This is a genomic window from Nocardioides sp. S5 (assembly GCF_017310035.1).
Classification (GTDB): Bacteria; Actinomycetota; Actinomycetes; order Propionibacteriales; family Nocardioidaceae; genus Nocardioides.
In genome coordinates, this window is record NZ_CP022296.1 from 4,585,109 (window position 1) to 4,607,095 (window position 21,987).

Annotated in this window: 23 protein-coding genes; 11 read left to right on the top strand and 12 right to left on the bottom strand. The window is 72.5% G+C overall.

The features are described from left to right. Window positions 1-5: 5 nt before the first annotated feature. The gene (locus tag CFI00_RS22585) at window positions 6-320 is read left to right on the top strand and encodes a hypothetical protein (protein WP_207083176.1); all 315 of its coding nucleotides are present in this window, start codon (window positions 6-8) and stop codon (window positions 318-320) included. Here CFI00_RS22585 and CFI00_RS22590 read toward each other — a convergent pair. Continuing rightward, window positions 266-1,489, bottom strand: coding sequence for a PLP-dependent aspartate aminotransferase family protein (locus CFI00_RS22590; RefSeq protein WP_207083177.1), 1,224 nt, complete (start codon window positions 1,487-1,489; stop codon window positions 266-268). The two genes, CFI00_RS22585 and CFI00_RS22590, sit on opposite strands and share 55 nt — an antisense overlap. A 95-nt stretch (window positions 1,490-1,584) precedes the next feature. Here CFI00_RS22590 and CFI00_RS22595 point away from each other — a divergent pair, with 95 nt between their 5' ends. The 5 genes from CFI00_RS22595 to CFI00_RS22615 all read left to right on the top strand — a co-directional run bounded on the left by CFI00_RS22595 (window position 1,585) and on the right by CFI00_RS22615 (window position 6,249). Further along, window positions 1,585-2,067 carry an Lrp/AsnC family transcriptional regulator gene (locus CFI00_RS22595; RefSeq protein ID WP_207083178.1) on the top strand — a complete coding sequence of 161 codons (483 nt, stop codon included), beginning with the start codon at window positions 1,585-1,587 and terminating at the stop codon, window positions 2,065-2,067. Between the two features lie 47 nt (window positions 2,068-2,114). Continuing rightward, window positions 2,115-2,663 carry a PadR family transcriptional regulator gene (locus CFI00_RS22600; RefSeq protein ID WP_207083179.1) on the top strand — a complete coding sequence of 183 codons (549 nt, stop codon included), beginning with the start codon at window positions 2,115-2,117 and terminating at the stop codon, window positions 2,661-2,663. Beyond that, on the top strand, window positions 2,660-4,696 hold the full coding sequence (locus CFI00_RS22605; protein ID WP_207083180.1) for an NADPH-dependent 2,4-dienoyl-CoA reductase: 2,037 nt from the start codon (window positions 2,660-2,662) through the stop codon (window positions 4,694-4,696). The genes CFI00_RS22600 and CFI00_RS22605 overlap by 4 nt, the downstream gene beginning before the upstream one ends. 123 nt (window positions 4,697-4,819) lie before the next feature. Further along, the gene (locus CFI00_RS22610; protein ID WP_207083181.1) at window positions 4,820-5,242 is read left to right on the top strand and encodes an ANTAR domain-containing protein; all 423 of its coding nucleotides are present in this window, start codon (window positions 4,820-4,822) and stop codon (window positions 5,240-5,242) included. Between the two features lie 62 nt (window positions 5,243-5,304). After that, the gene (locus tag CFI00_RS22615) at window positions 5,305-6,249 is read left to right on the top strand and encodes a PAS domain S-box protein (RefSeq protein WP_207083182.1); all 945 of its coding nucleotides are present in this window, start codon (window positions 5,305-5,307) and stop codon (window positions 6,247-6,249) included. A gap of 56 nt (window positions 6,250-6,305) precedes the next feature. On the opposite strand, the gene CFI00_RS22620 is transcribed toward CFI00_RS22615, so the two are convergent. Then, the gene (locus CFI00_RS22620) at window positions 6,306-6,521 is read right to left on the bottom strand and encodes a hypothetical protein (protein ID WP_207083183.1); all 216 of its coding nucleotides are present in this window, start codon (window positions 6,519-6,521) and stop codon (window positions 6,306-6,308) included. A gap of 191 nt (window positions 6,522-6,712) precedes the next feature. Between CFI00_RS22620 and CFI00_RS22625 the strand changes: the two genes are divergently transcribed. Together CFI00_RS22625 and CFI00_RS22630 are read left to right on the top strand one after the other, a co-directional pair. Next, window positions 6,713-8,392, top strand: coding sequence for a long-chain-fatty-acid--CoA ligase (locus tag CFI00_RS22625; RefSeq protein WP_207085690.1), 1,680 nt, complete (start codon window positions 6,713-6,715; stop codon window positions 8,390-8,392). Window positions 8,393-8,443: 51 nt separating this feature from the next. Continuing rightward, a complete protein-coding gene (locus CFI00_RS22630; protein ID WP_207083184.1) occupies window positions 8,444-8,938 on the top strand; it encodes a DUF1360 domain-containing protein in 495 nt (164 codons plus the stop codon). 9 nt (window positions 8,939-8,947) lie between these two features. On the opposite strand, the gene CFI00_RS22635 is transcribed toward CFI00_RS22630, so the two are convergent. Beyond that, window positions 8,948-9,934: a hypothetical protein gene (locus CFI00_RS22635; RefSeq protein WP_207083185.1), complete on the bottom strand. Its 987-nt coding sequence runs from the start codon at window positions 9,932-9,934 to the stop codon at window positions 8,948-8,950. A 116-nt stretch (window positions 9,935-10,050) separates the two neighbouring features. On the opposite strand from CFI00_RS22635, the gene heR reads away from it, so the two are divergent. Continuing rightward, window positions 10,051-10,827: a heliorhodopsin HeR gene (gene heR / locus CFI00_RS22640; protein ID WP_207083186.1), complete on the top strand. Its 777-nt coding sequence runs from the start codon at window positions 10,051-10,053 to the stop codon at window positions 10,825-10,827. Between the two features lie 8 nt (window positions 10,828-10,835). On the opposite strand, the gene CFI00_RS22645 is transcribed toward heR, so the two are convergent. The 5 genes from CFI00_RS22645 to CFI00_RS22665 form a co-directional block, all read right to left on the bottom strand. Continuing rightward, window positions 10,836-12,071, bottom strand: a complete 1,236-nt coding sequence (locus CFI00_RS22645; RefSeq protein WP_207083187.1) for a TerC family protein — start codon at window positions 12,069-12,071, stop codon at window positions 10,836-10,838. 133 nt (window positions 12,072-12,204) lie between these two features. Further along, window positions 12,205-13,575, bottom strand: a complete 1,371-nt coding sequence (locus tag CFI00_RS22650) for a TIGR00366 family protein (RefSeq protein WP_207083188.1) — start codon at window positions 13,573-13,575, stop codon at window positions 12,205-12,207. A gap of 409 nt (window positions 13,576-13,984) precedes the next feature. Further along, on the bottom strand, window positions 13,985-14,446 hold the full coding sequence (locus CFI00_RS22655; RefSeq protein ID WP_207083189.1) for a hypothetical protein: 462 nt from the start codon (window positions 14,444-14,446) through the stop codon (window positions 13,985-13,987). A gap of 143 nt (window positions 14,447-14,589) precedes the next feature. Then, window positions 14,590-15,039 (bottom strand): NAD(+)--rifampin ADP-ribosyltransferase, encoded by a 450-nt coding sequence (gene arr, locus CFI00_RS22660; RefSeq protein ID WP_207083190.1) that lies wholly within the window; start codon window positions 15,037-15,039, stop codon window positions 14,590-14,592. A 127-nt stretch (window positions 15,040-15,166) separates the two neighbouring features. Beyond that, on the bottom strand, window positions 15,167-16,423 hold the full coding sequence (locus CFI00_RS22665) for an HNH endonuclease signature motif containing protein (RefSeq protein WP_207083191.1): 1,257 nt from the start codon (window positions 16,421-16,423) through the stop codon (window positions 15,167-15,169). Between the two features lie 117 nt (window positions 16,424-16,540). Between CFI00_RS22665 and hrpB the strand changes: the two genes are divergently transcribed. Then, entirely contained in the window at window positions 16,541-19,078 is a 2,538-nt protein-coding gene (gene hrpB, locus CFI00_RS22670; RefSeq protein ID WP_207083192.1) for an ATP-dependent helicase HrpB, read from the top strand. A gap of 20 nt (window positions 19,079-19,098) precedes the next feature. Continuing rightward, entirely contained in the window at window positions 19,099-19,875 is a 777-nt protein-coding gene (locus CFI00_RS22675; protein ID WP_207083193.1) for an alpha/beta fold hydrolase, read from the top strand. A gap of 1 nt (window position 19,876) precedes the next feature. On the opposite strand, the gene CFI00_RS22680 is transcribed toward CFI00_RS22675, so the two are convergent. Genes CFI00_RS22680 through CFI00_RS23950 form a run of 4 tightly spaced genes read right to left on the bottom strand, consistent with a single transcriptional unit; the run spans window position 19,877 to window position 21,981 of the window. After that, a complete protein-coding gene (locus CFI00_RS22680; protein WP_207083194.1) occupies window positions 19,877-20,392 on the bottom strand; it encodes a GNAT family N-acetyltransferase in 516 nt (171 codons plus the stop codon). A 5-nt stretch (window positions 20,393-20,397) separates the two neighbouring features. Then, the gene (locus CFI00_RS22685; RefSeq protein WP_207083195.1) at window positions 20,398-21,399 is read right to left on the bottom strand and encodes a beta-ketoacyl-ACP synthase III; all 1,002 of its coding nucleotides are present in this window, start codon (window positions 21,397-21,399) and stop codon (window positions 20,398-20,400) included. A gap of 25 nt (window positions 21,400-21,424) precedes the next feature. Beyond that, window positions 21,425-21,844, bottom strand: coding sequence for a DUF1810 domain-containing protein (locus CFI00_RS22690; protein WP_242532582.1), 420 nt, complete (start codon window positions 21,842-21,844; stop codon window positions 21,425-21,427). Between the two features lie 5 nt (window positions 21,845-21,849). Next, window positions 21,850-21,981: a hypothetical protein gene (locus CFI00_RS23950; protein ID WP_277988331.1), complete on the bottom strand. Its 132-nt coding sequence runs from the start codon at window positions 21,979-21,981 to the stop codon at window positions 21,850-21,852. Window positions 21,982-21,987 lie beyond the last annotated feature (6 nt).

Consider the following 21,987-nt stretch of genomic DNA (forward strand, 5'->3'; position numbering starts at 1 on the left):
CGGCGATGAGCACCTCGACCGACGACCCGCTGGTCGCGCACACCGGCAGCCCGGAGGCCGCGTCACTCCTGCGCCGCAACCTGACCGCGATCGCGAACCAGCACGGCGGCACCGCCACGGCCCGGACCGTGCGTGAGGTGCTCGCCGGACAGCGCGACCTGTCGGACCTCGAGGGCGACGACGACTTCATGGGACTGGTGCGCAAGGGCGTCCGGCAGTACGAGGACCACCTCGCCTCGCTCTCGAACGAGGAGAAGGAACGGCTCTACGCCGAGGCGCGCGAGATCGCGGAGCAGGACGAGCGCGACGCCACGGCCTGATCTCGCGCCACCTCGTCCAGCGCACGGCCGAGGTCGGCACACAGGTCCTCGGGATCCTCGAGGCCGATCGAGAGGCGCAGCACGTCGGCGTCCGGCTTCGCCTCCGCGGCGACCGGTCGGTGGGTGAGCGCCGCCGGGTGCTGGACCAGCGAGTCGACGCCGCCGAGGGAGACGGCGTGGGTGAACAGCCGGACCGACTCGGTCACGCGCGAGGCGGCGGCGTACCCGCCCTCGACGCGGAAGGCGAGCATCGCGCCCGGGCCACGCATCTGCCGTCCGACGAGTCCGAGCGGGTCGCACTCGGCGAGGCCGGGCCAGCGCACCTCGCGCACGGCCCGGTGCGAGGCGAGCCAGGCGGCGACCTTGCCGGCACCCTCCTGCTGGGCGCGCACGCGCAGCGGCAGCGTGGCCAGGCCGCGGTGGAGCAGGTAGGCGCCCATCGGGTGGAGCAGCGCGCCGGTGACGGCTCGGACGCGGCGCAGCGCGGCCGCCCACTCCTCGGAGCAGGCGACGACACCGCCCATCGCGTCACCGTGGCCGCCGAGGTACTTCGTGGCGCTGTGCAGGACCAGCGCGGCGCCGTGGTCGGCGGGGTTCTGCAGCACCGGGGTGGCGAAGGTGTTGTCGACCAGGACGGGCACGCCACCGGCCGCGGCGACGACGGCGTCGAGGTCCACGAGCTCGAGCGTCGGGTTGGCCGGCGTCTCCAGGACGACCAGGCACGTGTCGGGCCGGACGGCGCCCGCCACCTCGTGCGGTGCGCAGTAGGTCGTCTCCACTCCGAGCATCCCCGAGGCGAGCAGGTGGTCGGTGCCGCCGTAGAGCGGACGGACGGCGACGACGTGACGGCCCGGGCCCTCGGCGACGGCGGCCAGCACCGATGCGGTGACGGCGGCCATCCCGGTCGAGAAGGCGACTGACGCCCCGGTGTGCTCCAGGCCGGCGAGCGCCTCCTCGAAGCGCGCCACGGTCGGGTTCCACAGCCGCTGGTAGACCATGCCGCCGTCGGCCGGGTGCCCGCCGGTCGCCATCGACTCGTACGACTCGCCCCCCGCGTCGATGCTGGGCAGCGGGTTGGTCGTGGACAGGTCGAGCGGGAGCGCGTGGACGCCAAGTGCTCCCAGGTCGGCGCGGCCGGCGTGGACGGCGAGGGTGTCGAGGCTGGTCATGGCGCCACCGTCGCGGAATCCTCGACGAAGGGCAATACACTCCGAACAACTGCATCCCATGAGGCATTCACGCCGAAGATCACGAGGAACTCGCCATGCCTGCTGCACCCCCGCCGGTGGATCCTGCACCCCTCGACGCGCTCGACCGGCGCCTGCTCACCGAGCTCGCGGCGGACGGCCGGGTCACCAACGCCGCGCTCGCCAAGCGCCTCGGCATCGCGGAGTCGACCTGCCTGCAGCGAGTGCGGTCCCTGCGGGAGCGAGGGGTCGTGCGCGGCGTCCACGCCGACGTCGACCTCGCGGCGCTCGGCTTCCCGATCCAGGCCGTGATCAAGGTGCGGCTGGGCAGCCACAACCGCGACCACGTCGCGAGCTTCCACCAGGTGCTGGCCCACGTCCCGGGTGTGCTGCGGATCCTGCACGTCGGCGGCGAGGACGACTACCTGCTCCACGTCGCCGTCTCCTCGACCACGCAGCTGCGCGACCTCGTGCTCGAGCACCTCAACGTGCACCCCGTCGTCCGCCACACCGAGACCCAGCTGGTCTTCGAGGAGATCCCCGGCGCGGGCGTGCTGTGACGAGGACGGCATTGCAACTCGTTGCATAGGTCGGGCACACTTTCCCCATGGCCCTCGAGCACGCCCTCCTCGTCGCGCTCAGCGAGCGACCCGCGAGCGGCCTCGAGCTCACCCACCGCTTCGAGAAGTCGCTCGGCTTCTTCTGGCACGCCACCCACCAGCAGATCTACCGCGTGCTGGCCCGGATGGAGGCCGACGGCTGGGTGACGGTCGAGGTCGTCGAGCAGGAGGGCCGCCCGGACAAGCGCGTCCACACGCCGTCCGCCGCCGGGCGCCGGGTGCTGGCCGAGTGGCTGGCCGAGCCGATGCCCATGGAGACCTTCCGCAGCGACGTGGCCGTCAAGCTGCGCGGGGCGTCGTACGGCGATCGCGCGCGGCTGGCCGCGCACCTGCACGACCTGCGCGCCGACCACGCGACGCGCCTGGCGCACTACGAGCAGATGGAGCGCGAGCAGTTCCCCGAACCCGACGGCCTTGCCGGCGCGGCGCTCGACCAGTGGCTGGTCCTGCGCGGGGGCATCCGGATGGAGCGCTTCTGGATCGACTGGTTCACCGACTACCTGCAGGCCCACGAGATGAGCGAGGCACCCGCATGACGCACCCCACCTACCCCCACCTCCTCGAGCCGATCACCCTCGGCACCGGCCCGGACGCACTCACGCTGCGCAACCGCGTCGTGATGGGCTCGATGCACACCGGTCTCGAGGACCACCCGTGGGACATCGACAAGCTCACCGCGTTCTTCACCGAGCGCGCGCGCGGCGGCGTCGGCCTGATCATCACCGGCGGCTACGCCCCCACCAAGCGCGGCTGGCTCAAGCCCTTCGCCTCCGAGATGACCAACCGCCTCCACGCGATGCGCCACCAGCGGGTCACCGGCGCCGTGCACGACGCCGACGGGGCGATCGCGCTGCAGGTGCTGCACGCCGGCCGCTACGGCTACCACCCGCTCTCGCAGAGCGCCTCGGACAAGAAGTCGCCGATCACGCCCTTCAAGCCGCACGCGATGTCGAGCAGGGAGGTCGACCACACCGCGACCGCCTTCGCCAAGAGCGTCGCGCTCGCCCGCAAGGCCGGCTACGACGCGGTCGAGATCATGGGCTCCGAGGGCTACCTCATCAACCAGTTCCTCGCCGCGCGCACCAACGACCGCGACGACGAGTGGGGCGGCTCGGCCGCGCGCCGGATGCACTTCCCCGTGGAGGTCGTACGCCGCTCGCGCGAGCTCGTCGGCGACGACTTCCCCATCGCCTACCGGATCTCGCTGCTCGACCTCGTCGAGGGCGGCCAGACCTGGGAGGAGACCGCCGAGCTGGCCCTGCACCTGCAGGCCGCGGGCGTCACCGTCTTCAACACCGGCATCGGCTGGCACGAGGCCCGGGTCCCGACGATCATCACGCAGGTGCCGCGCGGCGCCTGGCGGTCGTACACCGCGCGCCTCAAGCAGGTCGTCGACGTGCCGGTCTGCGCCTCCAACCGGATCAACACCCCCGAGCTCGCCGAGGAGATCCTCGCCGCCGGTGAGGCCGACCTCGTGTCGATGGCGCGCCCGCTGCTCGCCGACCCGGCCTTCGTCGCCAAGGCGATGGACGAGCGCGCCGACGAGATCAACACCTGCATCGCCTGCAACCAGGCCTGCCTCGACCACGTCTTCGCCAACGACCGCGCGTCCTGCCTGGTGAACCCGCGCGCCTGCCACGAGACCGAGCTGCTGCTGACCCCGACGATGCGCAAGCAGACCGTCGCGGTCGTCGGCGCCGGCCCCGCCGGGCTGGCCGCCGCGACCAGCGCGGCCGAGCGTGGCTTCGCCGTCACGCTCTTCGAGAAGTCGTCCGAGCTGGGCGGGCAGTTCCGGCTCGCGATGGCGGTGCCGGGCAAGGAGGACTTCGCCGAGACGCTGCGCTACTTCACCCGCCGCCTCGAGGTCCTCGGCGTCGACGTACGCCTCTCGACCGAGGCTGCGGCCGACGACCTCGCCGGCTTCGACCAGGTCGTCGTCGCGACGGGCGTCGAGCCCCGGATGCCGGACATCCCCGGCATCGACCACGCATCCGTGGCGTCGTACGCCGAGGTGCTGAGCGGCGCGGTCGTGCCGGGCAAGCGGGTCGCGGTGATCGGCGCCGGCGGCATCGGCGTCGACGTCAGCGTCTTCCTCACCCACGAGCACGAGGACCTCGACGACTGGATGGCCCACTGGGGCGTCGGCGACCCCGCACTGCACGTCGGCGGGCTGACCGAGGCCAAGCCGCGTACGCCGACGCGCGAGGTCACCCTCATCCAGCGCAAGGCCACGCCGATCGGCATCGGCCTCGGCAAGACCTCGGGCTGGGCGCACCGTGCAGTGCTGAAGCAGTCCGGAGTGACGCAGGTCCGCGGCGCGACCTACGACCGCATCGACGACGCGGGGCTGCACATCACGGTCGACGGCGCGGCCCACGTCGTGGAGTGCGACACCGTGGTGGTGTGCGCCGGCCAGGACTCGGTGCGCGGGCTCTACGACGCCCTGGACCACGGGGCCCACCTCATCGGCGGGGCCACCGTGCACCTGATCGGCGGAGCCGACGTGGCCGCCGAGCTCGACGCCAAGCGCGCGATCAAGCAGGGCACCGAGGTGGTCGCGGCGCTCTGAGCCGGACCCTTGTCGACCTGGCCGGTCGCTGCTAGTTTCGGTGTCGCAGCTGTGCTCCCGCTCACACGGGAGCCCCACCCCAGAACACCGGTGGTACGTCATCGAACGTCCCGGAGGGTGGACATGCTTCGTCCCATCAGTGATCCAGACAGTGCAACCCCGCAGCAGGCGATCGTGGAGCAGGCCAAGGGAGCCCTGATGCTCCGCTACGGCATCGGCTCGCGCGAGTCGCTGGCCGTCCTCGAACGCTGGGCGCTGGAGGCCGGGATGCCGGCGCACGACATCGCCGACGCCCTGGTCAACGGCATCTGCCTGGGCAGGGTCACCGCCGAGACCGAGGTGTCCGTGCGCTGGCTCCAGCAGCGCCTTCGCGGCGACATCAGCGACGTACGCGGAGGAGGACCTGGGGGGGCGGCAGAGGGGCCGGCGCCGGGGGGGAGCACGGCCGTGACGTCCGTACCCGCACCGGCCCCCGCCGTGGCCGAGCGCCGACAGTGGCGCTACTCCTCGGCCGTGCACGCAGCCCGCGTGCTCAGGAGCCGCTGACCGGCTCGCAGACGTGCCGTTGGACCCTGCCGTCGTCGCTCGCGGAGCGGCACGCTGGGACCATGGACGACGACATCACCGCCGCGGAGCAGCTCGCAGCCATCGGGCAGGCCGTGATCACGACCGACCCGGCCGGCGTGATCGTCTACTGGAACGCCGCAGCCGAGCGCCTGTACGGCTGGACGGCTCACGAGGCCATCGGGCAGGACGTCGCCGAGGTCACCGTGTCGGAGGTGGGCCAGGACGTGGGCACCGAGATCATGGCGGCCCTGCGCGACGGCGTCGCCTGGTCGGGAGGCTTCCCAGTGCGCCGCAAGGACGGCAGCACCTTCCCCGCGCTCGTCACCGACGCCGGCGTCTACCGCGACGGGAGGCTGATGGGCATCGTGGGTGTGTCCACCAACCTCGGCTCAGCGATCCGCCCCCTGCTCGAGCGCTCGACCGACGCGGCCCTGCTGCTGCGCCACGACGCCGTCGTCACCTATGCCAGCCCGGCCGTCGAGATGCTCTTCGGCTGGGAGCAGGACACCCTCGTCGGCACCTCCGTCGTCGACCTGCTGCACGACGACGACCGACCCGCCCTCGGACAGCTGCTGGAGGACGTCGTCGCCCACCCGGGATCACACCCGCCGGCCGAGGTCCGCGTGCGTGCGTTCGACGACTGGAGGTGGGCGGAGGCGTCCTTCACCAACCTGCTCGACGACCCGACGGTGCGTGGGGTGGTGTGCCACCTGCGCCCCAGCCCGACCCGGGTGGCGATGGAGCTGGCCGAGCTGCGGGTCCGGCAGCTCGAGACGGCCCTCCAGACGCGGCTGGTGATCGAGCTCGCCAAGGGCTTCCTCGTCGGCCGCGACGGAGTCACGCCGGACGAGGCCTTCTGCTTGCTGCGCGCCTACGCGCGCTCCCACCACCTGTCGGTGCACGACGTGTGCCGAAGGGTCGTCGACGGGGAGCCCCTGATCGTGCCGCCCGACGCCGCCGCGGCACCCGGGACGGAGGGGTCGTGAGATGCGGACGGGCAGCTCGGGCCCGAAGGCCCGAGCCGCCCGTCATGTCGTGCCGGTTACTCGCAGAGACCGGTCGCGGCGGCGTTCTTGCCCTGGCCACCCGCGGCCTTGACGAGCTGTCCGACGTTGTCGAACCCTTCGAGGCCGCCACTGTTGACCAGCTTGTGGATCTGGCCGAAGCAGGCGGCGTCGCTCGGCGCGGCCTGGGCGGTGCCGGCGGAGCCGACGAGTGCGAGCGCGGCGATGGCGCCCGCGGCGAGAGTGCGCTTCATTGGGACATCCCTTCGGTAGTGAGTGATGTTCCCCCCATTACCTGTCTCTCGCCCGTCAGTGCCGTGGCGGATGCACGTCGTCCGGGAAATCCTCGTGCGCGCGGGTTCGACCGGCATCCGCGCGTCCGGACCCGATACGTTGGGACGCGCTCGCGAGACCTTTCGTCGCGACCCTGATCGTGAGGAACACCGTGTCGGCTCAACCGCCCCCGTGGGCAGCCTCCTACGCCCCCGGCGTGCCCCTCCACCTCGACTACGGCGACACCACGGTCCTCGACCTGTGGGAGGGCGCGGCGAGGCACCACGCCGACCGGCCGGCGCTGGACTTCCTGGGCCGGGCCTCGACCTACGCCGACGTCGACGCCGAGGTGCGGCGCGTGGCGGGCGGCCTGCACGCGCTCGGCGTACGTCCCGGCGACAACGTCGCCCTGGTGATGCCGAACTGCCCCCAGAACCTCATCGCCTTCTTCGCGGTGCTGCGCCTCGGCGCGACGGTGGTGGAGCACAACCCGCTCTACACCGCGGCCGAGCTGCGCCACCCCTTCGTCGACCACGGCGCCCGGGTGGCGATCGTGTGGGACAAGGTCGTGCCCGTCATCGAGGGGCTCGTCGCGGACACGCCGCTGGAGCACGTGGTCGCCGTCGACATGACCACTCGGTTGCCGTGGACCAAGCGGCTGGCGCTGCGCCTGCCCATCGCGAAGGCGCGTGCGGCGCGGGACCTGCTGACCGCGCCCGCCCCGCAGGTCATGCAGTGGGCCGAGCTGGCCTCCGCGGCACCGTTGGGCGAGGACCACCCGCGCCCCGACAAGGACGGCGTCGCGCTGCTGCTCTACACCTCCGGCACGACCGGCGTGCCCAAGGGCGTGCCGCTGCTGCACCGCAACCTCGTCGCCAACGTGGTCCAGGGCCGCGCCTGGGTGCCGGGGCTGAAGGAGGGCGAGGAGACCTTCCTCGTGGCGCTGCCGCTGTTCCACGCCTACGGCGTGACGGTGAGCGTGCTGCTCGGGGTGGCGCTGGCCGCCAAGCTGGTGCTGCTGCCCAAGCCTGAGATCGGCCTGATCATGGACGCCGTCGCCCGCGAGGTGCCGAGCTTCGTTCCTGCGGTGCCGCCGCTCTACCAGCGCATCGTCGACGAGGCGGAGCGTCGCAAGGTCTCGATCCGGGGCATCCGCTACGCCCTGTCCGGGGCGATGCCGCTGCCCGCTCCGCTCGTCGAGCGATGGGAGTCCGCGACGGGCGGGCTGCTGGTCGAGGGCTACGGCCTGACCGAGACGTCACCCGTGATCGTCGGCAACCCGATGTCGCGCGAACGCCGTCCCGGCGCCATCGGGGTGCCCTTCCCCGACGTGGAGATCCGCATCGCCGACCCCGAGGACCTCGACCGCGAGGTCGCGCAGGGCGAGCGCGGCGAGCTGCTGGTGCGCGGCCCGCAGGTCTTCTCCGGCTACCGCGGACTGCCCGAGGAGACCGCTGCGGCCTTCCACGACGGCTGGTTCCGCACCGGTGACGTGGTGACGATGTCGCCCGACGGGTTCCTGACGATCGTGGACCGGATCAAGGAGATCATCATCACCGGCGGGTTCAACGTCTATCCCTCGGAGGTGGAGGCGGTGATCCGCACCCACGGCGGCGTCGTCGACGTGGCCGTGGTCGGTCTCCCGCACGAGGACGGTGGCGAGGAGGTGGTCGCTGCCGTCGTGCTCGTCGAGGGCGTCCCGGTGCACCCCGAGGAGCTGCGGGCACACACGCGCGAGGGCCTCACGCCCTACAAGGTGCCGCGCCGCGTGGTCTTCGTCGACGAGCTGCCGACCAACCCGATGGGCAAGGTCCTGCGCCGCGAGGTCGCGAGCCGGATCCGCGAGTCCTGATCCCGCCGGCGCCCACGCGTCTCGACCGGCCCGCACGGGGTACTGGCGGCCATGCACCTGCTCACCCGCGCCGCCGACGCCTACGACACCGATGACGAGGTGAACCTCACCGGCTACGCCGAGAGCCTCGCGGTCTACTCCGCGAGCGTGGCCGGCCTGCTGCTCACGGCACGCGCCCGTGGCCGGTCCCTGCCCGAGCACTACTCGGTGCAGGGCCTCGCCATCGGCGGCATGGCCACCCACAAGCTCACCCGGCTGCTCAGCAGGTCGTCGGTGACCAGTCCGCTGCGAGCCCCGTTCACCGAGTTCCAGGGTCCGGCCGGATCGGGCGAGCACCTCGAGAAGCCGCGCAGCGGCCACGGGGTCCGCCACACCGTGGGCGAGCTGCTGACCTGCCCCTTCTGCCTCGGCGTGTGGGTCGGCACGGCGTACGTCACGGGGCTGGCCACCGCGCCGCGACCGACCCGGGCGCTGGCAGCGGTGCTGACGGTCGTGACGCTCTCGGACACGATGCAGCACGCCTACAGCCGCCTGCGCGGCGACTGACCGCGACGCTCAGCCGACCGGGGCCGGCACCGGCACCCGGCCTCCGGTGCGGGCCGGGAGCCACCGCACGGCGCCCGCGGTCTCGGCCGACGACCCGTAGACGAGCAGCGCGAGGAAGACGCCGTACACGGGCAGGTGGCCCACCATCTCGGTCTGGCCGAAGAGCACCAGGGTGGCGTTGAAGGGCACCATCGCGACCAGCACGGCGACCTGCGGGAAGGCCCCGGAGATCACCAGCAGGCCGAAGAGCAGCTCCGTCGCCCCGGCGATCGCCACGAAGGTCTCCGGCGAGATGCTGAGCCCGACGAGCGAGAAGACGTCGAGGGCGGGATAGGTCTCGAGCGTGTCGATCGCCATCGCGGGGTTGGTCAGCTTCTCGGAGAAGGCCAGCACGATCAGGGCCGTGCCGACGCCGAGGCGCAACCACAGCAGCGCCCAGCGCAGGTGGGCGCGCGAGGGGTGGGCCGCGCCGTGGGCGTCGGGCCCGGGAGGCACGACGACCAGGAAGGCGGCGACCGCCGCGAGGTTCGCGCTCTCCCCCAGCGCCGTCCACCCGGCCACCACCGTGAGGGCCGGGGCCAGGCCCAGCACCAGCGCGGCCGCCGTACGCAGCTGCCAGCCGGTGACCAGCCAGATGCCGAGGCCCGCCTCCACCAGCAGCAGCGCGTTGCCGCCGACACCGTCGAGGTGGTCGATCGAGGGGGTGATGAAGGCGCCCGTCGCGGCCAGCGCGAGCAGCGCGACGCCGAGGTGGATCCCGAGCAGGCGCGGGATCCACGGCACCAGACCCCCGAGGCGGCCGAGGAACGGCAGCTCGGGACCGTCGAACCGCAGCGCGACCAGGCGCCACAGCAGCGCGACGGCGACCACGGCGCCGGTCAGGACGAGCGGCAGCGGCGAGAAGAAGAAGGACCAGTCGCCGGCAGCCTGCGACTCCACGAACCAGCGTTCGTGGGTGGGCAGGGCAGGGGTCATGGCGACGAGCGGGAGGGTCATGGCTCCAGCCTCGGTGCGCAGACCCTCCGCCGTGAGCAGTCGTTGGTCCACTCATCGGTGGGACAAAGGTCCCGCGTCCGCGAGCCCCCGGACCGCCCAGGCCCCATGATGGAGCCATGACCAGCCACGACGTGACCGCGCCCGGTGTCGACGACCGGGCGCTCAGCTCGCTCCGCGGGTGGAACCTCGCACTGGCGGTGCTCCACCTCGCGCAGGCGGTCGCCGTGGTGGTGCTGGCGACCGACTTCGCGATCACGATCACCCAGTCGCTGCCCACGGGTCCGCCCGGCAGCGCGATCGCGTCGCCCGAGGGCGTCCTCGACCTGCCCGTCGGGATCGCGATCGCGACCTTCCTGGTGCTCGCCTCCCTCGACCACCTGCTGACCGCGACGGTCATGCGCGGCACCTACGAGCGCGACCTGCGCGGCGGGATCAACAGGTTCCGGTGGGTGGAGTACTCGTTCAGCGCGACCATCATGGTCGTCCTCATCGCGCTGTACGCCGGCGTCGTGGACGTCGCGGCCCTGATCGGGATCGTCGGCGCCAACGTGGCGATGATCCTCTTCGGCTGGCTCCAGGAGTCGGCCAACCCGCCCGGCAGCCCCACCCGGACGATGAAGCCCTTCTGGTTCGGCTGCATCGCCGGCGCCGCGCCGTGGGTGGCGATCGGCGTCAACCTCCTCGCCGCCGAGGAGGTCCCCGGCTTCGTCGTCGGGATCTTCGTGTCGCTCTTCGTCTTCTTCAACACCTTCGCGCTGAACCAGTGGCTGCAGTACCGCGGCGTCGGGCCCTGGCGCAGCTACGCGTTCGGGGAGCGGGCCTACCTCGTGCTGAGCCTCGTCGCGAAGTCGGCGCTGGCCTGGCAGATCTTCGGTGGCTCACTGGCCTCGTAGGCGGGACCTCACGCCCGCGGCGGGAGCAGCTTGGACGGTCCCGTCGTCCCGGCCTCGCCGCGGTCGATGGCACTGTCGTGGCTGTCGCGGGCACGCTGGAGCAGCGCCATCAGCTCCTGCTCGTTGCGGGCCTTCTGGCGGTGCTTCGGCCCCAGCACGATGATCTGGTCCCGCTCGGCGAGCAGCAGCCCGTAGATCCGCTCCCGCTCGGCCGGGTCACTGGTGTACTCGGAGTCGAGGTAGTCCTCAGCGTGGCGGCGCGCGTTGTTGATCGCGTTGCGCGCCCGGCCTGCCGGGCTCACGATCGAGGCGACGACCGTCACGGCCAGGACGCCGAGGATGACGCTCAGCGACACGGTCGTGCTGATCTCGGTCACCGGGATCGGCTCGCCGTCGTTGATGAACGGGATGTTGTTCTCGTGCAGCGCATGGAGGATGAGCTTGACCCCGATGAAGGCCAGAATCGCCGCCAGGCCGTAGGACAGGTAGATCAGCCGGTCGAGCAGGCCCTCGATGAGGAAGAACAGCTGGCGCAGCCCGAGCAGCGAGAACGCGACGGCGGTGAACACCAGGTAGGTGTTCTGCGTGAGTCCGAAGATCGCCGGGATCGAGTCGAGCGCGAAGAGGATGTCGGTGCCGCCGATCGCCACCATCACGAGCAGCATCGGCGTCATGGCGCGCTTGCCGTCCACCATCGTGAAGAGCCGGTCACCGTCGTAGTGGTCGGTGGTGTGCATGAACCTGCGGGCGAGGCGGACGACGACGTTGTCCGCGCTCTCGGTGTCGTCGTGGTCGGACGTCAGCATGTTGCCCGCGGTGAGGATCAGGACCAGGCCGAAGAGGTAGAAGACCCATGCGAAGGAGTTGATCAGCGCGGCGCCGAGGAAGATGAAGCCGGTGCGCGCCACGAGGGCGAAGGCGATCCCGAAGAGCAGCACCTTCTGCTGGTCCTCGCGGGGGACCCGGAAGCTCGACATGATGATGAGGAAGACGAACAGGTTGTCGACCGAGAGCGCCTTCTCGGTGATGTAGCCCGCGAAGTACTCACCCCCGGGCGTCGTCCCGTCGAACACCAGGACCCCGAGGCCGAAGAGGATCGCGATCCCGACGTAGAGCGACGACCAGATCGCCGCCTCGCGCAGCGTCGGCACGTGGGCCTTGCGGACGTGGAAGTAGAAGTCGAAGAGCAGCAGGCCCACGATGCCCGCGATCGTCAGGCCCCACGTGAGCGGAGAAACCTCCATCACTGCCCCGTCAACGCCGGATGGTCGAGGTCGTCGAGGACGGGGTACTCCCCTCTGCTCTCCATGATCCGCGCCCGGACGCACCCGGTCAACGGCCCGGACGGCAGGACGTCGTACCCCGTCCCGGCGCGGCCTACCCGGCGCCGACGAGCAGCATCGTGGTGGCGAAGACCAGCCCCGACGCGATGAGGGTGACGAGCGTGTAGCCGAGGATGTCGCGGATCTTCAGCCCCGAGATGGCCAGCACCGGCAGCGCCCAGAAGGGCTGGATCATGTTGGTCCACTGGTCGCCGTAGGCGATCGCCATGATCGTCACCGAGGGGTCGACGCCGAGGCGCGCACCGGCGTCGAGCATCACCGGTCCCTGCACGGCGAACTGTCCGCCGCCCGACGGCACGAAGAAGTTCACCAGCCCGGCGGAGAGGAAGGCCAGCAGGCCGAAGGTCGAGGGACCGGCGGTGTCGACCAGGAAGTCGGAGAGGACGGTGATCAGGCCCGAGGTGGCCATGATCCCCATGATCCCGGCGTAGAGCGGGAACTGGAGCAGGATCTCGCCGACGTTGGACGCGGCGTTCTTCACCAGGGCGATCAGCTCCAGCGGGCTGCGCACCAGCAGGAAGATCAGAGCCAGGAACGTCCAGTTGACGATGTCGAGTGTGGCCGTGCCGCCCTCGGAGTAGTGGATCACCAGGTAGGCGACCAGGGCCAGGCCGACCAGCGTCGTGAGCACCCGGCTGGCGTCCACGCGGTCGGCGGGGGTGACGACCTCGTCGATCACCAGGTCGTCGCCGAAGCGGGCGTCCGCGTCGAGCTCGATGACCGGGTCGCCGCCCCGCGGTGCCACCAGCGCCAGGCCGATGCCCACCGCGATGATGGTGGCGACGATCGCGAGCAGGTTCCACCAGGCGAAGGTGGTCTCGCTGATCGGGATGGTCTCGCCGAGCTGCTCGGCGATGAAGGATCCCTCGGTGGCCGCGGTCAGGGTGCCGGAGCCGGAGTAGCCCATGTGCCAGATGACGTAGCCGGAGTAGCCCGCCGCCACGAGCAGCGGGAAGTGCAGGCTCAGCCCCTTCTCGCGGCCCTGCTTGGCGACCTCGACCGCGAGCAGCACGCCGACCACGAGGCCGAGGCCCCAGGTGATCAGGGAGGCGATGGCGGCGACGAGGAAGACGAACAGGTATCCCTGGAGCGCCGTCCTCGGCAGGCCACCGATCTTCGCGAGCAGGCGCCGCACCGGTGCGGTGTTGGCCAGCGTGTGGCCCAGCAGCAGGATCAGCGCCATCTGGGTCATGAAGGCCAGCAGCCCGGACAGGCCCTCGCCCCAGCCGCGGGTGATGTCGACGGGACCGGCGTCCGTCAGGAGCAGCGCCATGATCGCCACGACGAAGGTCAGCACGATGGCGAACACCAGTGCGCTGGGGATGAAACGCTCGACGACCGAGTTGACCGGTCGCATCACCCCCGCGAGCCCGGAGGATCGTTGCTTGGTGCTGGCGCTGGACATGACGGGACTTCCTCACCCTGGGGGGACACGGCTCGAGTCACCATCGGGTGCCCCACGGTGGATGTCAAGGCGGTCCGCACGCCTCGTCCTGCGAGGATCGGCAGATGCTCCGTCGCGCCCTCGTCGTCGCCCGAGCCCCCGCCTGGCCGAGGGACTGCTGACCCACATCGAGGTCCGGCACCGGCGGGCCGGGTCGTGCGACCCGGCCGCCGGGCAACCCCTGCCGATGTGGTCGGACCACTGTTCACGGATCCCGGTCGCCGCGCAGGTCGAGCCTGCGGAGCCCGGCCGCCCCAGGGGTGGGGCGAGGCCCGGAGGCTAGCCGGGGCTCATGCGCGTCAGCATCCGTGTTTCTCGGTGGCGTCATCGCTACGTCGGCCCGGTGGAGCGGCCGCCGCACCGCGTCGACCTAGGTCTCGGACACCTCTACCGCGAACTCCTCGGCGGCCCCCGGCTCTCCGACCGGGTAGACCTCGACGACGTGCGGTCCCACGTCGCGGGGCATCACGCGACCGTCTCCACGACCGCCTGCCGGCGCCTCGACCACGAACACGTCGTCGCCCTCCGGGTCGAGGAGCCGGAGCTCGTAGGCGGCGTCGCCCTCGTTCTCGAGGACCACCGCAACGACCTCTCCGGCCTCGGCCTCCAGGTCGGGCGAGGCGTCCACCTCCCCGTCCGCCGACACGTGGAACCGCAGCGTCGGGGGGTTGAGGGGGACGTCGTTCTCGGCGCGCTCGCCCAACGGCGTCGCGCGACTCTGGCTCTCCTGGCCGCAGGAGGACAGGAGAGCCGCCAGGACCACTCCCAGCGCGATCGTCGCGATGACGTTCCACTGTCGTGGCGATCCGGGCTTCTCGGTGAGCGTGAACACGGTGTCTCGACTCCTTCGGTCGGCTTCCCATCCACCGTGCGGGACCGATGGCGACCTCACAACCGCCCTCACGCTGCGGCCGTGACCAAGCGTCACCCGATGGTTATGCGGCCGTGACCTCCGCACCCGCGATCGGGCGCCTGTCAGTCCTCGATGACGTCCAGACCCTGCTCCCGCAGCTTGGCCAGGCTCTCGAGCATCGCCTGCAGCGCCTCGGGCGGGTGCTCCTGCCAGTCGTCGACCTCGTGCAGGACCCGCAGCGGGTGTCGGGTCCGGTAGGACTCCGTCGGGTTGCCGGGGAAGCGCTTGTCGGTGACGTTCGGGTCGTCCTCGAACGGCCCCGTCGGCTCGACGACGTAGACGTGGCCCCTTCCCTCCCGACCGGCGAGCGCCGTCGCCAGCTGGGCGCCCCACGCCGCGGTGCTCTCGAGCGTCGTGAAGTAGAGGTGGTTGGAGACCCGGCCCTCCTGGAAGTTCGAGGAGCAGCCCGCCACCAGCTCGTCGCCGGGGCTGAGCTCGACCCTGGTGCCGTGGAGGTACGGCCCCGGCACGTGGTCGTGGTGGTCGTACGTCACCGGTGTCCGCGCCCCCATGCCGTGAGGCTACGGCCCCCACGGCACGCCGGTCGAGGGCGACGCATCGGACCCGGCACGGCCAGGGCGGGGCGAGACCAGCCGGGGCCACGGCGGTCAGCATCCGCGTCTCCCTGGTGGCGTCTCCCTACGTCCGCCTGGTGAAGCGCACCTTGCCGTGCTTGTCGAGATGGTGCTGGAAGGCCGGGTCATGGATGCGGCGGTGGTGCGGAGGACAGAGCAACCGCCCCTTCTCGACGCTCGTCCCCCCGTTGCGCGACCAGGGCACCTCGTCGTGGTGGGCCTCCGTCATGGCGGGTGGTGCGTCGCAGCCGTCCGCGGTGCAGCCGCCGTCGCGGATCCCCATCGCGATCCGCTGGGCCTCGGTGTGGAACCGCCGCCTGCGACCGACATCGAGCGGGACGCTCGGCCCGTCCAGCACCACCGGGACGATCCCCGCGCGGCAGGCCAGCCGGCGCGCCTCACCGGCGCTGATCCGACCACCGGTGTCGAGCGAAGCGGCCTTCAACCCGCCCAACAGCGTCTCGAGCTCCATCGTCACGACGACAGTGGCCGCGAGACCGCCGGCCTTCGGGACTGACCTGCGTGGACGGGTCTCGATGTAGTCCACGAACGCCCGACCCATCCTGTGTCGGGCGTAGCGGGGTGCCAACTGGCCGGGGTCCCCGCCGACAGCCCTCCCGAGCGTCCGGGCGACGCGGGCCTTCAAGTCCTTGGCGAGCATCGCCCCGTGGAGTGAGGAGACGGTGAAGCGGCCGTGGCACGACCCGTGCCCGTCGTCGACCAGGCTGAAAGACGCAGCAGCCAGGGCATCCGCCTCCTCTGCCTCCAGCTGACGCGCCTCGTCGGCATCGGCAGCAGCGGGGTCGACCACCTCCAGCACGCGGCGGCCCAGGGCCCGGAGCGCCTTTGCGTCGTGCTCACCTGCCTTGTCCAGCAGGAACCGCGTCGCCGCCTCCGACACCCCCTCCTCCACCACGTCGGGGAGCGCGTCGACCGCCTCGGTGACGACACGCGCCTGGTCGGTCCGCACGTCGCCGGCGACCAGCGCCCGGGCGACCTCCTCGTGGTCCTCCAGGGACCTGGCCAGTCGCGCAGTGCGGTGCGCCTCGGCGCGGGTGGTGCGGGTCGCGTGGGACCACCAGTTGGTCGTCGACGTCGCTCCCGTGTCGAGGCCCGCGCCCACCGCCTCGGCCTGCCGCAGCACCTGCATGAGCAACGCGTCGAGCTGGCCCCGCACCCGCGTCAACGCCAGCAGCGCGTCCTCCGCGTCACGGGTCGACATCGACCACATCGGTCGGTCCACGAGCTCTGCCAGGTCGGCCTCCAGCCACCGCGCGAAGGCCACCACCTGGTGGTCGTCGAAGTGCGCGATCGCTGTCATGTGAGAACTCTTCCAGAGGGCACCGACATCGGGTCCGACCACACGCGGGGTCGGGCCGGCCCGCAACCGGGTGTCACGAAGGCTCGTCAGAAGACGCGCGTCGGGCACACTGCACGAGTGTCCGACCCGCTGCGCACCCTGCTCGCCGCGCCGCCGGACCTCCCGGTCACCGCGGGGCTGGCCGCTCTCGTCGAGGCGCTCCGCACGCACGGAGCAGCGGTGGTCCAGGCACCGCCTGGCACCGGCAAGACGACCCTGGCCCCGCCTGCGGTCGCCGGGGTCGTGCAAGGGAAGGTCGTCGTCACGCAGCCCAGCCGCATCGCCGCCCGCGCTGCCGCCCGTCGACTGGCGCACCTGCTCGGCGAGCCGGTCGGTGAGACGGTCGGGTACGCGGTGCGCGGCGACCGACGGAGCAGTCGTCGTACGCGGGTCGAGGTCGTCACGACCGGCCTGCTGCTCCGGCGCATCCAGCACGATCCCGAGCTGGTCGGGGTCGGGGCGGTCGTGCTCGACGAGGTGCACGAGCGCCACCTCGACGCCGACCTGACCCTGGCGCTGCTCGTCGACGTCCGGGCCAACCTGCGCGGGGACCTGTCCCTGGTGGCGATGTCGGCCACCATCGAGGCCGAGCGGACAGCCGCCCTGCTCGGTGGGGACGGGGGTGGCGCCCCGGTGATCCGCGTCCCGGGCGCCCTGCACCCGGTGCAGACGGTGTGGTGCCCGCTGCCTGCGGGGGTGCGCCGCACCGACGACCGGGGGATCACCCCGGCGTTCCACGACCACGTCGCGGCGACCGTGCGTCGTGCGCTGCTCGGGCACGAGGGAGACGTCCTGGTCTTCGTGCCGGGCGTCGCGGAGGTCGAGGCGACCGTACGTCGCCTGGCCGGCGTGGACGCGGCCGTGCACGCCCTGCACGGGCGTCTGCCCGGCGCCGAGCAGGACCGTGCGCTCAGCGAGGGCCCGCGTCGGCGGGTGATCGTCTCGACCGCGGTCGCCGAGTCGTCGCTGACGGTTCCCGGGGTGCGCGTCGTGGTGGATGCCGGGTTCTCCCGCGAGCCCCGCACCGACCACCGTCGCGGGCTGGCGTCCCTGGTCACCGTCGCGGTGAGCCGGGCGGCCGCCGAGCAGCGGGCGGGACGGGCCGGCCGGCTCGGGCCGGGCACGGTGCTGCGGTGCTGGTCCGAGGCGGAGCACGCGCACCTGGCGCCACATCCGGAGCCCGAGATCGCCACCGCCGACCTGACGGCCTTCGCCCTGGAGGTCGCGTGCTGGGGCAGCCAGGACGTCCGCGACCTGGCGCTGCTCGACCAGCCGCCGGCGCACGCCCTGTCGGCGGCCACGCAGGTGCTGGTGAGCCTCGGGGCGATGACCGAGGACGGAAGGGTCACCCCGCGGGGACGGGTGATCTCGGGCGTGCCGGTCGATCCCCGACTGGCGCGGGCCCTGATCGACGGAGCCGGTCCCGTCGGGTCGAAGCGGGCCGCGGAGGTGGTCGCGATGCTGAGCGAGGACGTACGCGCTCCGGGCGGGGACCTGGTCGCGGCGCTCCGGTCGCTGCGTGCCGACAGACGGGCAGGGTCGTGGCGCAGCCAGGTCACCCGGCTGCACGAGATCGCGGCGGAGCAGGGCGGCCGGCCAGACGCGTCGGACCACGCTCGCGCCCTCACCGACGACGTGGCGGTGGGTCTGGTGGTCGCCCTCGCGCACCCGGACCGGATCGCCCGCAAGCGCTCCGGCACCTCGGGCTCGGCCTACCTGATGGCGTCCGGGACCGGCGCGGCGCTCGACCCGCGCGACCCCGGGCCGCTGGCCGGACTGGAGTGGCTCGCGGTCGGTGACGCCCAGCGACGGCCCGGACAGCGCGAGGCGCAGGTCCGCGCGGCGGCACCCCTCACCGAGGACCTCGCGCTGGAGGCAGCGGGATCGCTCTGGACCGAGGTGGACGAGGTCACCTGGACCGGTGGGCGGGTGCTGGCCCGCCGACGGACGTTGCTGGGCGCGATCGAGCTGAGCTCGGTCCCGCTCAGCGACCCGCCCGCGCAGGCCGTGAGCGACGCGGTCCGCGGCGCCATCGCGAGCGAGGGAATCGCTCTCCTCGACTGGTCGGAGGCAGCCACGGCGCTGCGCGCTCGCCTCGACTTCCTGCGCCGCGCACTGGGGGACCCGTGGCCGGACGTCAGCGACGCAGCGCTGGCGCGGGACCTGGACTCCTGGCTCGGGCCGCAACTGGCGCGGGTCCGCTCAGCCGCGGACCTGCGGCGGATCGACGTGACGGCTGCCCTGCGGGCGATGGTGCCGTGGCCGGAGGCGGGACGGCTCGACGACCTGGCCCCGGAGCGCATCGCCGTGCCCAGCGGGTCGAGCGTGCGGGTCGACTACTCACAGGACCAGCCGGTGCTCGCCGTGCGACTGCAGGAGGTCTTCGGCTGGACCGCGGTGCCGGCCCTGGCTGACGGCCGCGTCCCGCTCCTGCTGCACCTGCTCTCGCCCGCGCGCCGCCCGGCCGCCGTCACGGCCGACCTGGAGTCCTTCTGGGACAACGGCTACCCGGGGGTGCGTGCCGACCTGCGCGGGCGCTATCCCAAGCACGCCTGGCCCGAGGATCCCCGCAGCGCACCCGCCACCTCGCGGACGAACCGGCCTCGCCGCAGCTGACCCCGTCGTACAGTCGCGGCATGTCCCGCCTGCCCCTCCCCGGTCACCACCTGCTGGCCGCAGCCGGCGTCCGCTCGCGGGCGCGCCACCGTGCGGACCCCGGCGACCTGGGGCACCCGAGCGGGCCTCCCTCCACACGCGCCGCGCTGGGCGAGCTCGGGTCCGCGCTCGACGGCGTACGCCTGCTGGGTGCGCTGCCGCGCCTGTCCGCGGCGCCGCGGGGCGACGGCCACCTCGTCGTCGACATCCCCGGGTGGCGAGCACCCGAGCTGTCCGGGGCTCCGCTGCGCGCCTACCTCCGGAGACTGGGGTACGACGCCCGCGGCTGGGGCTTCGGCACCAACACCGGCGACCCCCGGCGCGACGTCGAGCGCCTGTCGCGACGGCTGCTCGAGCTGGTCGCGGCGAAGGGCGAGCCCGCCTCGCTGGTCGGGTGGAGCCTCGGCGGTGTCATCGCGCGCGAGGTGGCGCGCCGCCACCCCGACGCCGTACGCCGCGTCATCACCTACGGCACGCCGGTCACCGGCGGACCGCGGCACACCACGGTCGCGCGGGCCTACCGCCGCGGCCCGGACCCCGACGCGCAGCGGGTCGCCGAGCGCCTCGACCCGACGGCTCCCATCCCCGTGCCGCTGACGATCCTGTTCTCCAAGCGCGACGGGATCGTGTCGTGGCAGGCCTGCCTCGACCACACCTCGCCCGACGCCGAGCACGTCGAGGTGTCGTCGACCCACATCGGGATGGGGATCGACCCCGACGTGTGGTCGGTCGTGGCCGACCGGCTCTCGCGCGCCTGAGTCAGTCGGGTCGCGCGAGCACCACGTGGCCGGTGGCGAGCCGACCGCTCACCGTCTCGTCCGTCATGCCGGCGCTGCGCAGGAGAGCGATGATGGCCGCGTTGTCCGCCATCATCTCGGCGCGGAAGCGCCGGACCCCCACCTCGTTCGCGCGTGCGGTCAGCACCCGCAGCAGGGCGGCGCCGAGCCCGCGGCCCTGCCACGAGTCCGCGACCGTGACGGCCAGCTCGGCGTCGTCGGGCGCGGAGCTGTAGCGGATGAAGCGCGCCACCCCGATGATGTAGGTGTCGTCGTCCGGTGCGTGCGCGACGTAGGCCTCGTGGTCGACGTGGTCGACGGCGGTGAAGTACGCCGCCTGGCTGTCGGTCAGCCGCGGGGTGCCGGTCATGAAGCGCTGGTACTGCGACGCCTCGCTCATCAGCGCGAACGCCCGCTGCAGCTCGACCGCGTCGCTCGCCCGGATCGGCCGGATCAGGACCAGGTCACCACTGCGGAGCCGGACCTCGGCCTCGTCCATCGCGGCTAGCGGGCCAGCGGAGGGAGCGTCACGACCTGACCGGCGTAGGAGAGGCCGGCGCCGAAGGCGATCAGCAGCGCGGTGTCGCCGGCCGACGCCTCGTCCTGGCGCAGCATGGCCTCCATCGCCAGCGGCACCGACGCGGCCGAGGTGTTGCCGGAGTCGATGACGTCCGTCGCGACCGCCACCGTGTCGGGGAGCTTGATGTTGCGCGCGAGCGTCTGGGTGATGCGCAGGTTGGCCTGGTGCGGGATGAAGGCGTCGAGCTCGTCGACGGACACCCCGGCCAGGCGCAGCGCCTCGTGGGCGACCTCGGCCATCGCGAAGGGCGCCCAGCGGAAGACGGCGGTGCCCTCCATCTGCACGACCGGGTGGTCGACCTCGGAGTGGCCGCCGAGGCAGCTGGGGGTCTGGGTGATCACGTGCGCCTGCGAGCCGTCGGAGCCCCAGGCGGTCGGACCGATCCCGGCGGACCCGGACGGTCCCACCACCACCGCGCCCGCGCCGTCGGCGAAGATGAAGGCGGTGCCGCGGTCGGTCGGGTCCATGAAGCGGCTGAGCTGCTCGACGCCGATCACCAGCACGTGCTTCTCAGCGCCGGAGCGCACCATCGACGCCGCGAGGTTGAGGGCGTGGCAGAAGCCCGCGCAGCCGGCGGAGATGTCGAAGGCCGCCGCGGTGATGCCCAGCGCGGTCGCGACCTGGGGCGCGGAGGCGGGCGTGTGCTCGGGGTGGGTGGACGTCGCGACGATCACGCACCCGACCTCCTCGGCGCCCACGCCGGCGGCCGCGAGGGCCTTCTCGGCCGCGGAGATCGACATCCCGATGAGCGTCTCGTCCTCACCGGCGAAGCGCCGCGTGCGGATGCCCGACCGCGTCTGGATCCACTCGTCGGTGGAGTCGAGGACCTCGCAGATCTCGTCGTTGGTGACGAGGCGCTCCGGCCGGTGGACCCCGAGTCCGAGCATCGCTGCGTGGGTGAGGTCGGTCGGCTGCTGGATCGTCATGGGGCGAGCATAGGCATGACGGGGCTCATCGCAGCAGGGCAGGAGTGCGCTCGTCACGCTCCCCGTCGAAGAACCGCTCGAGCACGCGGTCGAAGACGAGGTCCTCGGGCGCGGCGAGCGCGAAGAGCGTCATCGAGGACCGCAGCTTCATCGCGTCGGTGCTGCCGAGGACCTGCTCGGCGGACACCCCCTCGAGCCCCAGCAGGGCGTCGCAGCACTGGTGGAGCCGCGGACCGAGCACGTCGTGGGCGAGGTAGGCGCGCGCCTCGGCGAGGTCGGCGACGGCGTACGCCTGCGCGGTGGGGCTGTGCCCGAGTCCGGCGACCTGCGGGAAGACGAACCACATCCAGTGGCTCGCCTTCCTCCCCGCGCGCAGCTCGGACAGCGCGCGGTCGTACGTCCCGCGCTCGTCCTGCGCGCGCACGAAGCGCTCGAGGTCGGTCACGCTGCTCAGACGGGGGCGGGGTCGGTCTCCGGGACGGGTGAGCCCGGCTCCTGGCCGGGGTCGATCGGGTTCACGTCGGGGTCTCCGGACGGGACAACCTCGGGATCGGTGGACGGCTCCATGGGTGTGGTGGTCATGGCCTC

Excerpts from the sequence above, each read along its gene's own strand:
- CFI00_RS22585 (WP_207083176.1), top strand. The coding sequence starts at position 6 with ATGAGCACCTCGACCGACGACCCGCTGGTCGCGCACACCGGCAGCCCG.
- CFI00_RS22590 (WP_207083177.1), bottom strand. The coding sequence starts at position 1,489 with ATGACCAGCCTCGACACCCTCGCCGTCCACGCCGGCCGCGCCGACCTG.
- CFI00_RS22595 (WP_207083178.1), top strand. The coding sequence starts at position 1,585 with ATGCCTGCTGCACCCCCGCCGGTGGATCCTGCACCCCTCGACGCGCTC.
- CFI00_RS22600 (WP_207083179.1), top strand. The coding sequence starts at position 2,115 with ATGGCCCTCGAGCACGCCCTCCTCGTCGCGCTCAGCGAGCGACCCGCG.
- CFI00_RS22605 (WP_207083180.1), top strand. The coding sequence starts at position 2,660 with ATGACGCACCCCACCTACCCCCACCTCCTCGAGCCGATCACCCTCGGC.
- CFI00_RS22610 (WP_207083181.1), top strand. The coding sequence starts at position 4,820 with ATGCTTCGTCCCATCAGTGATCCAGACAGTGCAACCCCGCAGCAGGCG.
- CFI00_RS22615 (WP_207083182.1), top strand. The coding sequence starts at position 5,305 with ATGGACGACGACATCACCGCCGCGGAGCAGCTCGCAGCCATCGGGCAG.
- CFI00_RS22620 (WP_207083183.1), bottom strand. The coding sequence starts at position 6,521 with ATGAAGCGCACTCTCGCCGCGGGCGCCATCGCCGCGCTCGCACTCGTC.
- CFI00_RS22630 (WP_207083184.1), top strand. The coding sequence starts at position 8,444 with ATGCACCTGCTCACCCGCGCCGCCGACGCCTACGACACCGATGACGAG.
- CFI00_RS22635 (WP_207083185.1), bottom strand. The coding sequence starts at position 9,934 with ATGACCCTCCCGCTCGTCGCCATGACCCCTGCCCTGCCCACCCACGAA.
- heR (WP_207083186.1), top strand. The coding sequence starts at position 10,051 with ATGACCAGCCACGACGTGACCGCGCCCGGTGTCGACGACCGGGCGCTC.
- CFI00_RS22645 (WP_207083187.1), bottom strand. The coding sequence starts at position 12,071 with ATGGAGGTTTCTCCGCTCACGTGGGGCCTGACGATCGCGGGCATCGTG.
- CFI00_RS22650 (WP_207083188.1), bottom strand. The coding sequence starts at position 13,575 with ATGTCCAGCGCCAGCACCAAGCAACGATCCTCCGGGCTCGCGGGGGTG.
- arr (WP_207083190.1), bottom strand. The coding sequence starts at position 15,039 with ATGGGGGCGCGGACACCGGTGACGTACGACCACCACGACCACGTGCCG.
- CFI00_RS22665 (WP_207083191.1), bottom strand. The coding sequence starts at position 16,423 with ATGACAGCGATCGCGCACTTCGACGACCACCAGGTGGTGGCCTTCGCG.
- CFI00_RS22675 (WP_207083193.1), top strand. The coding sequence starts at position 19,099 with ATGTCCCGCCTGCCCCTCCCCGGTCACCACCTGCTGGCCGCAGCCGGC.
- CFI00_RS22680 (WP_207083194.1), bottom strand. The coding sequence starts at position 20,392 with ATGGACGAGGCCGAGGTCCGGCTCCGCAGTGGTGACCTGGTCCTGATC.
- CFI00_RS22685 (WP_207083195.1), bottom strand. The coding sequence starts at position 21,399 with ATGACGATCCAGCAGCCGACCGACCTCACCCACGCAGCGATGCTCGGA.
- CFI00_RS23950 (WP_277988331.1), bottom strand. The coding sequence starts at position 21,981 with ATGACCACCACACCCATGGAGCCGTCCACCGATCCCGAGGTTGTCCCG.